Below are 14,414 nucleotides of genomic sequence, written 5' to 3'. Positions count from 1 at the left end.
GAGCCGTGTGAGGTGAAAATCTCATGCACGGTTCTGAATGGGAGGGGGAGAAGGTGACTTCTCTCTCGACCCCTAATGGAGACTTCAGCCGATGCCAGATTGGGAGAGAGATTATGCGATCGCGGACAGTGAGAGAAGGATCGGTCGGCTTCCTGATCCTGTTTGGATTGGGGCTATTCGGGGCCACCGCGCTTTGGCTGCGGGGGGTCCGCCTCGGACAGCAAAATTATCAAATTGTCGCCGAATTTCCCAACGCCACCGGAATGCAGGTGGGGACGCCGGTGCGGTATCGGGGCGTGAAAGTGGGGCAGGTGAGAGCCCTACAGCCGAAATCCAACGGCGTGGTACTGACGCTGAATATCGATTCGGTGGATTTGGTCATGCCCCGGAACTCCCAAGTTGTGGCGAACCAAATCGGGTTGCTCAGTGAAACCTACGTCGATATCGTCCCCGCCGCCCCCTTGCCCTCTTCCCTCCTCACTGTCAGCCCCCTGGGTCCTGATTGTCCCGAGGCGATCCTGTGCGACGGGGCCGAGGTGAAAGGGATATCGGGAATCAGCATGGAACGGCTGATCGCGACGATGCTCGAATTTGGCGAACTCTACAGCGACCCGCAGTTATTTGCCAATCTCAACCTAGCCGTCCAAAATACCGCGATCGCCGCCCGGGAGGCCACCGAACTCAGCGCGAAAATGGGGGAATTTGTCGATGTGGCGAAGGTGGAACTCGGCAGTTTCAGCCAGTCCATCGACGAGGGGATCGGCTCCTTTTCCTCCCAACTCGACGGCCTCTCGACGGACCTGCGACGGTCCATCGACGAAGTGTCCGGGGCGGCGGTGCAGTCGGCCAACTCCCTGGAACGGGTGGCCACGCAAGTCAGCACCCTGGCCGAACAAGTCAATACCCTGGTGGCCACCAACCGCTCGACGTTGGTGACGACGTTGAATAATATCAACCAAACCACCGAAGAACTCGGGGCCGCGATCGCCACCCTGACCCCGATCCTCGGCCGCGTCGAACAGGGACAACTCCTGGAAAACCTGGAAGCGCTCTCGGCCAACGCCGCGGAGGCCTCCGCCAACCTGCGGGACGTCTCCCAAACCGTCAACAACCCCGACAATCTGATTTTGCTCCAGCAAACCCTGGATTCCGCCCGGGCTACCCTGCAAAACCTGCAAAAGGTGACGTCCGACATCGACGACCTCACCGGCGACCCCCAATTCCGCGACAATCTGCGAAATATCGTCAACGGCCTGGGGAACATCCTCACCTCCACCCAGGAGTTGGAACGCCAAACCGCCGTCGCCCAAACCCTGGTCCCCCTCTCCCAAGCCGCCGAAGCCGGGGACGAAGAGGCTTTGAAGTTACTCTTCTCGGAAATTGACCCCCAGGTGTGGGCCTGGGCGAATTCCCCCCACAATTCCCGGAACTCCGCCCTTCAATTCACCCCGGAAGCGATCGCCCCCCGCCGAGATGCCCCTTAATTCCGGGGCCGTTTCGTTCTGCTAATAATTAATTATTAATTATTATTAACCGAGAATGAAACGGCTCTTGCCCCTAATCCGGGTTGCACTTGTACCGCCGGGGGTGGTGGCGGTTCCGGCGGTCCGCCTGGGCGGTGTACCACCGATACCACTCCTTCGAGGAGCGGATGGCCAGCCACAGCAACAACAGGGCGATCAACCCCCCCTGTTCGGGGGCGTCGAAGGCGAAAATCACCAGGGAAATGCAGAGGGTATCTTGGAGGAAAATCGCCCAGAGGGGCAAACCCCGCAGGCGGTAGAACCACCCCGCCTGCACCAACTGCAGCACCAACGCGAACAATCCCCCGATGATGCCCACCAGCCACACCAGCCACGGGGTAAAATGGGTCGCCTCGGCGATCGCCAAACCCATGATCGCCCCCACCAAGGGACTCAACAGCAGTTGGACGAGTTGGAGAATCCGCTGTCCCAGAAACTTTTTGGAGGCGAACAGCTCGAACAGCGACCAACTCACCAGCGTCCCGACCACCACTTGAGGCGAAAAGGCGGACAGAAAGGGCACGTCGGACCACAGATTATTTTTCAGCAAACCGATCAGGAGGAGGGGGAGAGCGATTCTCATCCCTCCTGCGGCCGATGCTGAAAGGGCTGCTAAAAGTTCAATCATGACACGAGATTTGGGGTTGGGGAGTTCTCAGATGTCGGTCTGACCCTGAAACCCAAGATCGATCCCGAAATGGCTGATAAAATGCTCGAAAATCCGGGGTTAAACTCGGGGTGAAAGAATCGTTTCATTGTCCGGTCTATTTATAGTTTACCCTTTTAATTCCAACCGTGCATCACCTCGCCCACAAAATTGCCAAAATGCCGATCAAACGAACATTCGGGGACGGCAGCCACCGGCCGCAACTCCGCGCCGGGGCCGATTGCCTTGCAGTCTGGAGAAGGGCGGACTTTCGACCCCCCAGGTTGGCGGCGAAAAGGGTTCCACTTCGCGCCCTTCCCCCCGATAAAAAGTGAACCGATCCGACGGGTCAGACCCCCCATTAGATTTCCGTTAGAATAGATGGGAAGTCGGAGTTCGAGCCGAACCCCCGACCGACAATTATCAATTGTTAATTATTAATGATTAATTAATCAGTGACCCTGAAACGCAAACAGCGAAATTTATTATTGTCGGCCGCGGCGGTTTCGTCCGGGTGCGGGTTGGCGGCGGAATTGCTGCTGGGAACCCTAGCCAGTTATTTGGTGGGAAATCAGGCCCTCGCCTTCGGGGTGGCGGTGGGGGTATTTTTGGCCGCGATGGGGATCGGATCGTACCTGAGTCAGTTCGTCGCCCCCGGCGAAAATCGCGTCGAGCAACATCGACAATTGTTGACCAGTTTGGCCGCGGTCGAACTGGCGATCGCACCCCTCACCGCTTTACTCCCCTTGGGGTTATTTTTCCTATTCGTCATCGACAGTTCCCTCTGGTTGGGGCTATTTTTAGTCACCTTAATTTTGGGGACGCTGGCAGGTTTAGAAGTCCCCATTCTCACCCGGATAATCGAACAAGAAGAGGGAGTAAAAGATGCGATCGCGGGGGTTTTAGCCCTGGATTATTTGGGGGCGCTGGTGGGTTCTTTAGCCTTTCCTGTGTTGTTATTACCCTTTTTGGGATTATTTCCCACCGCTGCCGTTATCGGTTCTTTCCCGGCATTTATGGTGTTTTTATTGGGGCGATCGTTCCCCGAATTGCGCGGTTGGGCGATTCGCGGTTTACTCGTCGGCATCCTCCTTTTGGCTTTCGCACCGCTCACCATTCCCATCAGCGATCGCCTCGAAAATCAACTCTACGGCGCCCCCGTCGTCGCCCGCATCCAATCCCCCTACCAGCGCATCGTCCTCACCCGCTGGGGTCAGGATGTCCGCCTCTTTTTAAACGGCGACTTGCAATTTTCCACCCTCGATGAATACCGCTACCACGAAAGCCTCGTCCATCCCGCGATGGCGGCAAACGGCGACCCCCGCAACGTCCTATTGTTGGGGGCGGGAGACGGCATGGCATTGCGAGAAGTTTTGAAATGGCCCCAGGTCGAAAATGTCACCGTTTTGGAACTCGATCCAACTGTTGTAAAACTTGCCAAAAATCACCCCGCTTTATTGCGGGCAAATCAAAACGCCTTCGCCGATCCGAGGGTGACGGTAAAATACGGAGATGCCTTCAAAATTGCCCCCGAACTCGCCGAAACCTTCGATGTCATCATCGCCGACTTTCCCGATCCCGACGAAGAAATTTTGGCGAAATTGTACTCCCAAGGGTACTATCGACGCCTGCTTTTCAGATTAAATCCGGGGGGGGTATTCGTCACCCAAGCATCCAGTCCATTTTTCGCCCCCCGCGCCTTCGCCTCCATCGTCGCCACCCTGGAATCAATTGATTTATCCGTCCATCCCTACACCGTTAACGTCCCCAGTTTCGGGCCGTGGGGATTCGTCATGGCGGCGCGATCGCCCCTGAAACCGGAACAATTTCAACTCCCTATTTCCACCCGCTTTCTCACCGCCGAAATGCTCCCCGGACTGTTTCAACTTCCCGCCGACATCCAACTCGGAAATGTGGAAGTCAACCGCCTCTCCCACCCCGTCATCGTCCGCTACCAGTCGGATTGGCGGTGGAATACTTATTGATCAACTGTCGGGGAGAATACATCAGGATAGTCCGATATTTTTACCACTCCCGGCACAGAGTAACACAGAGAGAGAATGTGTCAGAAATCCAATATTTACTGCTATCTGAAAAGAGTTAATTGATGATTTTATTGAAGCTGAAGATATTGTTGAAATACGGGGTTGAGTTGAAAGTGCGATCGCTCCCCCGCCGATATTTTTTCGACCAACCCCCGTCTGACTAAAGATTGAATTGCCTGCCACAGTTCTAATTTCGACAATACACCATCGGCGGGGTTTTGGGAAATATCGACGGGTTGCCGTTCACTGGCTATCCAGTCGATCGCCTGTTTTTCTAAATCGGATAATCTGTCCAACTGGGATATTAAAAGTGGCGACAAGTCTCCGATAAATAGTTCATCACCTAGAAACATTGAAACTCGACCGTCAAATAGTTCTAATATCGTCGAAGCGATAATATTTAACCAGACGGGATGACCTTGATACGAGGTAATTAACTCATGCCATTTGTCCTCGTTGGTTAATCCTCTGTGTCTCAGGATTTCTGTGGCGGTTTCTCCCAAGCCTTGCAGGTGTAATGTGCGAACCGGTCTATTTTCGGCTTCTAAAGTGACGATTTCTCGGGGTTTTTCCCAACTGAGGAGAATGACACAACTGCGATGATTATTTCTGGCTATTTGCTGAAAGAATGCGCCGTAGTCTTGATAGTCTGTTAAATATTCCCCGGAGAGTTGATTGCCGGCAAATAGATTCTGTAGGTCATCTAGAATCAGCAAACAACGGCCGTTGCGAAAATCATCCATTGTCGTCGGTTGTGGGGTGTTTGAAAAGGGGTTAAAACGTTTTCTGAGTTGGGTGTTTAGGATTGCAAACTGGGGGGCGTTAACGAGACTTCGCCAAATTATATAATCAAATTTATCATTAATTGTTTCGACGAGTTTTAGGACGAGGGAACTTTTACCAATCCCCCTCAAGCCGTAGATGGTAATGAGGCGCGTATTTTCTTCTAATATCCACTGTTGGAGAGTGTCGAGTTCTGGGGTGCGATCGCAGAATTCGGTGATTTCTGGCGCGTCTGTTAGGTCGATAATTGGCGAGTTATTTTTTGTTTCGGCAGAGTTGAAATTGGAGGGCGATCGGATTTGATAATCTTCTTCATCTTGCCGTCTATTTCCACAAATATTGATATGACTATTAATGCTAACTACCGGCGAACAGTTTCCATAATTCCAAATATTAGATGTTGCAGTTTTTTCTAAAATAGAGCGAACATTCGATTGTTTAATATCTTCCTCTAGTGTATCTGATAAGAGTTTCCACAAATGCCGTGCCACTTGTTTGATATGATCGTGACTGCGTTTTGTATTCTCAGCAATTTCCGGATATTTTAGACCTTCCAAGGTTCCTTCCAAGACTGCTCGTTGTAAGGAATCCAAATGCTGTTTGGTTTTTAAAAACACTTGTTCGTCAGTCCACTGTAAAACCTCTTGAATGTCCATAAGCGCCTTGAGAGGTAGATTTTGATATCCATCACTTTATCACACTTTTTTACACCGGGCAACCAAATCACACTTTTTATTTGACTTTGTTGGCAAAGAAAATTCAATAAACAACGCTAAATAACGCCGTCATGCTCTTGATTTTAATCACTAAAATCGCTAAAATCAAAAAATTGACAATCAAAATCAGGGATCTGGTGTAAAAAAATGGGCAAATATTTACCCAGTCACGATCTGGAAGATGCGCTACAAAAAATCAATGAAGAAGATTTGCAGGAACTTGAAGAATGCAGTTCAAGTGATGCAGTAGCCGAACAAGCATTGGATTTTATTGAAGACAATAATGGAGATGTTTGGGCTGCATTTCAGGAGGCTCTTGAACAAATTGCACAAGATTATCCTAGCCAGATTTCAACTCTATGTGAGCGATTCAATGAACAATTTCGTAAAACCTTAAGCGACAAAGATATCAATCAAGATTTACCGGATCTGGCGAATACTATTGTTTCTGGTGTAAGTATAGCCGCATTAGCCTCTACCCATCCCGCTTGGGTTCCTTTTTTACCTGTTTTAGGATATTTTGCCGCACTGGCTGTCAAAAAAGGAATTAAGAAGTATACATCAGTTGATTAGAAAAATCAAGGCGATGAACGGATCTTGCAAATATTGAAAAAAACGTTTTAAAGGTTTTTTTCATATACACTGACACATAAATTGGTGATTTACCGGGTGATTTAAGGGGACGCACCTGACAATTTATGTTGATGGTTTGGTGCTGCGATCGCATTTGTCTGTTATCGAATCATGGAGAAAAGTTATGGCATTTTTGGGCTGGTTTTCAAAAAACAATTCTCAGGTAGAAAATACAATTACTGATGAAGATGCAGGGCGAATAGTAGATGAGTTTAATCAATCATCAAACACGATTCAAGAAATACCGGAAGTATTAGAGAACATCAGCTTTGATGAGGTGATTCGTTACTTTAAGAACCATCGCCAAAAAAATCCGTCGTTCGGACAAGCAGCTCTTATTTGTAAGGAACATAGCGAAGGAACATTTTTGGCTCAAGTTTTTTTGGATGAAAATAATAATTTAATCTGTCTCTCCAGTGGTTTGCCTTCGGGACGGCAGTTCGTCGCCAAAAATATGGATAAAAAATTGAGTGAATTTTTGGGCGATCGAGATTTTAATTTGGTTGATTTGAAGCCAAAGTCAACCGTCTTTAAATTCATCAAGATAGTCGGTGTAATCCTGTGGATTTTCGTGATTTTATTGATCTTATTGCCATTGCTGGGACGCTCGATCATGAATCAAGCGTTGGCGGCTGATTTGAAATCCTCTCCGCCATTGGAAATCACACAAAACATGGTGGCTTTTTGGCCAACACAAAAAGCTTTTGATAAGGCTCGCGAAACGGCTTATGTAAATGCGAAAAAATATGCTGAAAAGGAATTAGATGAATGGGAGAAAGAATTGGTAAATCGCATAGATACTGATTTTTTAGATTGGTATTTTAATTATTTTAATCAGAAAAAACAAGAGGTCGAGGTATTGGCTCAATATGTAGGTGAAATTGTGATTGACCCTGGAAATATCGATCATGTAAAAATTAATGATAATATCAAAAATCGCATCAATAAGAATATTAATCGAGAGTTTTCTCGTCGCGTGGTCAATTCAAAATATGCCGAAAGTAAATTCAGGGCAATCGTCATCGATACAACTGAATTCTACCTTGAGGAACTATCTGCTGATCTACATAATGTTCCCAAAATGTATAAAATTTCTCAAACAGATTGGGATCAGTATTTAGAGACAATCAAAGTAAGGTTGGAAAATGAACAAGGTGATGGAATATTACCGGTAGAGATTATTGGAGGTTATGTAACGACTAAAGTTGTAGCTAAATTTGCTGCAAAAGCTGGTAGTAAAGTTGCTGCTGGTTTTGTTTCCAGTCAAGTCGCAGCCCTAATAGACCCCGCTGTTGCTGTTGTTTTGTTGGGCTTAGATTATTTGGATTATATTAATGGAGTCGCCCAAAATAAGCCTCGTTTGCGTGAGGATTTAGTACAATCTTTGCATCAAATTAAAAAGACTCTTCTCAACGATCCTGAGTCGGGTGTTATGTCTGCGGTGAATGAGTTGGATGAGAAGATAAGAAACAGCATTTAAAGCGGATTGGGTGCGATCGCATTAAATTCAGAAACCGGGTTTTTCAAAAAAACCCGGTTTCTACGCAATTTCTGTACCGCCAATCATCTTTAGATGATTTTTGCTATAAGAAAAGGGAATTGATTCCCAAGCGGTTGTGATATTTAACAGATAATTTGAGTAGGGGCGAAAAATTTTTCGCCCCGATAGAAGATTTTTCGCCCCAACAATAACCCGCCTTGAAATCAATTTCAAGGCTGATAGCAAAAGTCCACTCAAGTGGACTCAATTGGAGTAATTATGTCCTAACCACTATGGCGGCTGCTATAGCAATGTGAAATAATTCGTGAAAAATTTATCCACTCAAAGCCCCCAGAATTGGGGGTTTGGGGGCGCGACTATTTGCAAATCGTTTCCGATTGCTATATTCTTACGATATTTTCTCGAAGTCAATCGTCCGGTGCGTTCCCATTCATCAATCAGCCCAACTCCCCGGTGAGTTGAGGGAACGCACCCTACAGCTACAACTATATAAGCCGGATTTTTCTAATAAGGTATCCAGTCTAATTTGTCTAACCACTCTTCAGATTCAGTAATTTCCCAAATTAACAGTAAAGACTCTGATAACGTTCTAATTGTACTGCCTGGACGGAGCCAAACTAAGCCCCAAATATGTCCCCCTTTTGTCCAGTGTTCCTGCAAGTGACCTCCCATGCTATTGCGGTTATCTGTTACTAATAATCGTTGAGATACTTCCAAATAATTCAGAAGGTCGGGATCGGGCGTTCCTAAAGGGGGCGCTTCGGGTTCCCCGACTCGAATGATATCAATATCTGGATTATAACGTTGTACCGCCAACTTCAACTTCGGCGGCAAATTTTCATCGAGGAGAAACCGAACTTTCATTGTTTAATTTCTCCTCTTGTCGCTGTTGTTTTGCTGCTTTTAAACGTTGTCTCAAGGGAGAGGGATGATTCACAAACTCTTGATAATGCTGTTCTCGCCGTTTCCACAACCGCAATAAATAAGCATCCAATAAGAAACGATTGTGTAAATAATAGGCGATCGCGGCATAAATTTTTTCAAGATTGAGGGTGGGCAACTCTTGTAAAATTTGTTCGGGTGTGTATCCATCTAGATAATATTTGATGATGTCTTCGATGCCGATGCGATGACCTTTCAGACGGATTTCGTCGGGATCTATAAATTCCAAATAATCTTCTAGCTGCATCGTTCCGATTCTCCGCTTTCTATTCAATGGTACGATATTTTCTCGAAGTCAATCGTCCGGTGCGTTCCCACTCATCAATTAGCCCAATTTCTCGTCGAGATGAGGGAACGCACCCTACAACTCCTGATGTCCGGGCTATTTCTGTCCGCAGATGACGCAGATTACACAGATTTTTGATTTCAGATTCAGAAACCGGGTGTTTCCAAACAACCCGGTTTCTACCCTCACCCCCGCTGCCGGGGCGCCTGACAGCCGATGACAATTTCTAGGGTTTGGGGATACTGACTCAACAGTTGGGAAAAAAGCTCTCGGTCGAAACTTCTCGGGTCCGATCGCTCCCCGGAACGGTCAACGGCCGCGTGGGTGGTGATGCGATCGCGCGGAACCCCCGTCCTAGAAACGAGCCAAGCCAACGATTGATATTGGGGCATTGTATAGCCGCTGTGGCCGGAACCATTGTTCATCCCGTCGGGGGGCGTTTCCAAAGAAATGTGATAGGCGAAATTGTTGACGGAGGGGGGATAATTGGGATGGGTTTTGACCGCTTCGGTGCCCCGACTTCCCACAAATACCGAATTTCCCGCCCCAAAAGCTCTCAGATCGGGGGGGACGATATAGACGATATCCCCGTTTAGGGTAATTAGGGTGTGGTAGCTGGCTTGGTTGTCCTCGGAACTGTGGGGGGTTTGGAAGAAGTTGATCGTGCTCTGGCTGGTAGCCGCCGTTTCGTGGAGGACGATGATCGGGACGTGGTTGGTGGGTTGACCGTTGATATCGTAAATATAGCGCTGGCCGTAGTTGGTGGGGTTGGCGATCGCTTGATATTCCATCGGAGTATAACCCGTAGGCGATGCGGCGGCGGCGGCGGAATTTTGCCACGCGATCGGACGCCGGAACCGGAACAGGGGGGCGGGTTGGGAAATGCCCGGCCCGACTTGGCTGGAGGCGACGGCGGGATTGGGGTCGGGGCGGATGGCGCAGGTGGGTTGCAGTTCCAGATTCGCGTTGGCGACGATCGCGCCCGTTTCGTGCCGTTCTTCGTTGGCGATGACCGGATGTTTCTCTGACAAGGCGACGGGCAGGGCGATCCCGATTAAAAAAATAATCGATAACAGGATGGGGGTCAATCTAAATTTCATGATCACCGGGGGCAAACCATCAACGCAGGAATTCCCCCCAAGTTTAATCCACAATTGGGATTTGGGGCGATCGCGGGACGTTTTTTATTTTCGGCCTGACTCCCCACCGCAAAAATACTCAAACGCTGCAATTCCCCGCGCCCAAATGCGATCGAGATGTGAAGTTTAGCTTAAAAATCCCCCCATTTGTCCCAAAAGCCTCCTTAAGATAGAAGCCAATGCCAAGCATTTCACCAAAGCTAGGAAATGAGGTGAACGGCAAGTCAACCGGGAGAAAGTCAATTTATGGTACAGACGCAAACGGGGCGATCGCAGCCCGATCCCCTCGATCGGGGATACTACCTGGATCGGGACTGCACCACCCTGTCCCGGCACGTCCTGCAACAATTGAAGAGTTTCGGCCCCGACGCCCAGGATATCAGCGCCCTGATGAATCGGATCGGGTTGGCGGGGAAACTGATCGCCCGCCGCCTGTCCCGGGCCGGACTGGTGGAAGGCACCCTCGGATTTACAGGAGATGTCAACGTCCAGGGAGAAGAGGTCAAACAAATGGACCTGTACTCCAACGCCGTTTTTATCTCCACCTTCAAACAGAGCGGCCTGGTGTGCCGTCTGGCTTCCGAGGAGATGGAAAAGCCCTACTACATCCCCGAAAACTGTCCCATCGGACGCTATACCCTGCTCTACGATCCCCTCGACGGCTCATCGAATTTAGATGTCAACCTGAACGTGGGATCGATCTTCGCCATCCGTCAACAAGAAGGCGACGACGAAGATGGCGCGGCCCTCGACTTGCTCCAACACGGTCGCAAACAACTCGCCGCCGGATACATACTCTACGGCCCGAGTACCTTGCTCGTTTACTCCATCGGAACGGGGGTCCACTCGTTCACCCTCGATCCCAGCCTCGGCGAATTTATCCTGGCTCAGGAAAATATTACCGTCCCCGAACACGGCCCCGTCTACAGCGTCAACGAAGGCAACTTCTGGCAGTGGGACGAGTCGTTTCGGGATTACGCCCGCTACGTCCACCGCCACGAGGGCTACACGGCCCGCTACAGCGGTGCTCTGGTGGGAGACATCCACCGGATTCTCTGTCAGGGCGGGGTGTTTCTGTACCCCGGTACCGCGAAGAAACCGGAGGGCAAGTTGCGCCTGTTGTACGAGTCGGCGCCGATGGCCTTTTTGATGGAACAGGCCGGCGGACGGGCCAGCACCGGCACCCAGGATATCTTGGATGTAATCCCCGAAAAACTCCACCAACGCACGCCTCTGGTCATCGGCAGCAAAGAAGATGTCGCCCTGGTGGAGTCGTTCATTCAGGATCGCAAACGTCGGGACAGCGAAGGGTAGAGCAGCGGAGTGCCCCCCCAACTGCCCTTAATTGAGTCCATGAAGACAAGAGGAATTTTAGATATGGCTACGAATCACATTAAAGAAATCGAAAAGCTGGGTCAAAGTATTTGGATGGACAATCTCAGCCGCACCCTGATCGAGTCCGGAGAATTGGAGCGGTTGATGACGGAAACCGGAATTCACGGGATCACCTCCAACCCCACGATTTTTAACAAGGCAATTCAGGGCAACGATCGCTACGATGCGGACATTGAAAAGGGGATTCGGGACGGAAAATCCGCGTCGGAAATCTACGAATCTCTGATTTTTGAAGATATCCGCAACGCCTGCGATATTTTGAAGCCCATTTACGACGAAACCGGCGGGTTGGACGGCTATGTGAGCATCGAAGTTTCCCCCACCCTCGCCCGGGATACGGAAAAAACCATCGCAGAGGCGCTCCGCTACAACCAAGCGATCGCCCGTCCCAACGTGATGATTAAAATTCCGGGGACGCCCGAGGGAATTCCGGCGATCGAAAAAGCCATCAGCGAAGGGGTCAATGTCAACGTCACCCTGCTGTTTTCGGTCAAGAGTTATACGGACGCGGCTTGGGCTTATATCCGAGGTTTAGAAAAGCGGGTCGAAGCCGGGGAAGATATCAGTAAAATTGCCTCCGTCGCCAGTTTCTTCCTGAGCCGAATCGATACGAAAATCGATGACGCGATCGACGAGAAACTGCACGGGGTGACGGATTTGAACCTGAAAGCGGAATTGGAATTGGTGAAGGGAAAAGTCGCGATCGCCAACGCCAAAATCGCCTATCAAGAATACAAGAAAATCATCCAGAGCGATCGGTGGAAAGCCCTAGCCACCAAAGGCGCCAACCCCCAGCGCCTCCTGTGGGCCAGCACCAGCACCAAAAACCCCGAATATAGCGACGTCATGTATGTGGACGAACTGATCGGCCCCAACACCGTCAACACCATGCCGCCCAACACCATCGAAGCCTGTGCCGACCATTGCCACGTCGGGGCCAACCGGGTGGAAACCGACGTGGATGAAGCCTACACGCTGATCGAAAATCTCTCGGCGCCCGAAATTGCGATCGACATCGATCGCATCATGGACGAACTGATCGAGGAGGGGATCGATAAATTCGTCGAACCCTTCAACAGCTTGATGGATGCGATCGAAACCAAAATGAAACAACTCTCCCCCGCCTAATCTATTGAGATAGCAAAAAAAATCGGTTGGGTCAGGCAAGTATCAGCTTGCCCCCACCCGATCCCCCTGATTTTCACGGTCTAATTCCGCCTTGATTTTCAATCCTTCCACTCAGAACAGCATCGATGGTAACACTCTTAGAAAATCCCCTCCGCGTCGGCCTGCAACAGGACCGCATCCCCGAACCCCAAATTTTGACCATCTTCGGCGCGTCCGGCGACCTAACCCAGCGGAAACTGGTCCCCGCCATTTATCAGATGTATCTCGAACGCAAACTGCCCCCGGAACTGACCATCGTGGGGGTGGCGCGGCGCGAGTGGAGCCACGACTATTTCCGCTCGCGCCTCCGGGAAGGCATCGAAGACTTCGGCGGCGGCCTGCAGTCCGAACAGATTTGGGAAACCTTCGCCAAGGGCCTGTTTTACTGTTCCGGCAACATCGACCAGCCGGAAAGTTACCAGAAACTCAAAGCCTTCCTCCGCGAGTTGGACGAACAGCGGGGCACCCGCGAAAATCGCGTCTTTTACCTCTCCGTCGCCCCCCGCTTCTTCGGGGAAGCCGCCCAGCAACTCGGACGGGCCGGGATGCTGGCCGACCCCAAAAAGCAGCGCCTCGTGATTGAAAAACCCTTCGGCCGGAACCTCGGCTCGGCCCAAGTCCTCAACCGGGTGGTGCGGGACGTCTGCGCGGAGGAGCAAGTCTACCGCATCGACCACTACCTGGGCAAAGAAACCGTCCAAAACCTGATGGTGTTCCGGTTCGCTAATGCTATTTTTGAACCTCTGTGGAACCGCCAATTTGTTGATCACGTCCAAATTACCGTCGCCGAAACCGTCGGTTTGGAGGGTCGGGCTGGCTACTACGAAACCTCCGGGGCGCTGCGGGATATGGTCCAGAACCACCTGATGCAGTTGTTTTCCCTCACGGCGATGGAGCCCCCCAACTCCCTCGACGCCGACAGCATCCGCACGGAAAAGGTGAAGGTCGTCCAGGCCACGCGCCTGGCAGATCTCACCAATTTGGACTGTTCGGCCGTGCGGGGACAGTATACGGCGGGATGGATGAATGGCGAGGAAGTGCCGGGATACCGAGACGAAGAAGGGGCTTCGCCGGAGTCCACCACCCCCACCTATGTCGCCCTGAAACTCAACATCGACAACTGGCGCTGGAAGGGGGTGCCCTTTTACCTGCGGACGGGGAAGCGGATGCCCAAGAAAGTCACCGAGATCGCGATTCAGTTCAAGGAAGTACCCTTTTTGATGTTCCAGTCGGCGGCAAAACAGGCTAACCCCAACGTTTTGGCTCTGCGGATTCAGCCCAACGAGGGGATTTCCATGCGCTTCGAGGTGAAAACGCCGGGAAACTCTCTGCGGACGCGATCGGTGGACATGGATTTCCGCTACGACACGGCTTTTGGCAAACCGAATACAGACGCCTACGCCCGGCTGTTGATTGACTGTATGCTGGGAGATCAAACGCTGTTTACCCGGGGGGACGAGGTGGAGGCCTCCTGGCGGGTTCTCACCCCCCTTTTAGAGGTGTGGGATGCCCCCGCCGCCCCCGACAGCGTCCCGTTCTACGAAGCCGGAACTTGGGAACCCGTGGAGGCGGAACTGTTGCTCAACCGCGACGGCCGCCGCTGGCGCCGGTTGTAAACGACAGTCCGGCGGGGGAGAA

The 14,414-nt window shown here is 50.9% G+C and carries 12 protein-coding genes; 7 read left to right on the top strand and 5 right to left on the bottom strand.

From position 1 onward, the window contains the following. Window positions 1-113 precede the first annotated feature (113 nt). On the top strand, window positions 114-1,484 hold the full coding sequence (locus LKE08_RS08025) for an MlaD family protein (protein WP_324703694.1): 1,371 nt from the start codon (window positions 114-116) through the stop codon (window positions 1,482-1,484). 73 nt (window positions 1,485-1,557) lie between these two features. Here LKE08_RS08025 and LKE08_RS08020 read toward each other — a convergent pair whose 3' ends face one another. Next, window positions 1,558-2,151 (bottom strand): DUF4126 domain-containing protein, encoded by a 594-nt coding sequence (locus LKE08_RS08020; protein WP_324703693.1) that lies wholly within the window; start codon window positions 2,149-2,151, stop codon window positions 1,558-1,560. 473 nt (window positions 2,152-2,624) lie between these two features. On the opposite strand from LKE08_RS08020, the gene LKE08_RS08015 reads away from it, so the two are divergent. Then, window positions 2,625-4,154 (top strand): polyamine aminopropyltransferase, encoded by a 1,530-nt coding sequence (locus LKE08_RS08015; RefSeq protein WP_324703692.1) that lies wholly within the window; start codon window positions 2,625-2,627, stop codon window positions 4,152-4,154. Window positions 4,155-4,282: 128 nt separating this feature from the next. Here LKE08_RS08015 and LKE08_RS08010 read toward each other — a convergent pair whose 3' ends face one another. After that, a complete protein-coding gene (locus LKE08_RS08010) occupies window positions 4,283-5,653 on the bottom strand; it encodes an ATP-binding protein (protein WP_324703691.1) in 1,371 nt (456 codons plus the stop codon). A 207-nt stretch (window positions 5,654-5,860) separates the two neighbouring features. On the opposite strand from LKE08_RS08010, the gene LKE08_RS08005 reads away from it, so the two are divergent. Both LKE08_RS08005 and LKE08_RS08000 read left to right on the top strand, forming a co-directional pair. Continuing rightward, entirely contained in the window at window positions 5,861-6,286 is a 426-nt protein-coding gene (locus tag LKE08_RS08005) for a hypothetical protein (protein ID WP_324703690.1), read from the top strand. Between the two features lie 184 nt (window positions 6,287-6,470). Further along, the gene (locus LKE08_RS08000) at window positions 6,471-7,826 is read left to right on the top strand and encodes a hypothetical protein (protein ID WP_324703689.1); all 1,356 of its coding nucleotides are present in this window, start codon (window positions 6,471-6,473) and stop codon (window positions 7,824-7,826) included. A gap of 525 nt (window positions 7,827-8,351) precedes the next feature. Here LKE08_RS08000 and LKE08_RS07995 read toward each other — a convergent pair. The 3 genes from LKE08_RS07995 to LKE08_RS07985 form a co-directional block, all read right to left on the bottom strand. Then, window positions 8,352-8,711 carry a DUF5615 family PIN-like protein gene (locus LKE08_RS07995; RefSeq protein ID WP_324703688.1) on the bottom strand — a complete coding sequence of 120 codons (360 nt, stop codon included), beginning with the start codon at window positions 8,709-8,711 and terminating at the stop codon, window positions 8,352-8,354. After that, window positions 8,686-9,036 (bottom strand): DUF433 domain-containing protein, encoded by a 351-nt coding sequence (locus LKE08_RS07990; protein ID WP_324703687.1) that lies wholly within the window; start codon window positions 9,034-9,036, stop codon window positions 8,686-8,688. Before LKE08_RS07990 ends, LKE08_RS07995 begins: the two co-directional genes overlap by 26 nt. 224 nt (window positions 9,037-9,260) lie before the next feature. Beyond that, on the bottom strand, window positions 9,261-10,175 hold the full coding sequence (locus LKE08_RS07985; protein WP_324703686.1) for a peptidoglycan recognition family protein: 915 nt from the start codon (window positions 10,173-10,175) through the stop codon (window positions 9,261-9,263). 285 nt (window positions 10,176-10,460) lie between these two features. Between LKE08_RS07985 and fbp the strand changes: the two genes are divergently transcribed. The 3 genes from fbp to zwf all read left to right on the top strand — a co-directional run bounded on the left by fbp (window position 10,461) and on the right by zwf (window position 14,392). Beyond that, on the top strand, window positions 10,461-11,528 hold the full coding sequence (gene fbp, locus LKE08_RS07980; RefSeq protein WP_324703685.1) for a class 1 fructose-bisphosphatase: 1,068 nt from the start codon (window positions 10,461-10,463) through the stop codon (window positions 11,526-11,528). A gap of 63 nt (window positions 11,529-11,591) precedes the next feature. Continuing rightward, window positions 11,592-12,737: a transaldolase gene (gene tal, locus LKE08_RS07975; protein ID WP_324703684.1), complete on the top strand. Its 1,146-nt coding sequence runs from the start codon at window positions 11,592-11,594 to the stop codon at window positions 12,735-12,737. A gap of 125 nt (window positions 12,738-12,862) precedes the next feature. Continuing rightward, on the top strand, window positions 12,863-14,392 hold the full coding sequence (gene zwf, locus LKE08_RS07970) for a glucose-6-phosphate dehydrogenase (protein WP_324703683.1): 1,530 nt from the start codon (window positions 12,863-12,865) through the stop codon (window positions 14,390-14,392). Window positions 14,393-14,414 lie beyond the last annotated feature (22 nt).

Origin of the sequence: Lyngbya sp. CCY1209 (genome assembly GCF_035615495.1) — a bacterium.
Classification (GTDB): Bacteria; Cyanobacteriota; Cyanobacteriia; order Cyanobacteriales; family Microcoleaceae; genus Limnospira.
This window is presented reverse-complemented; position numbering and strand designations above follow the sequence as displayed.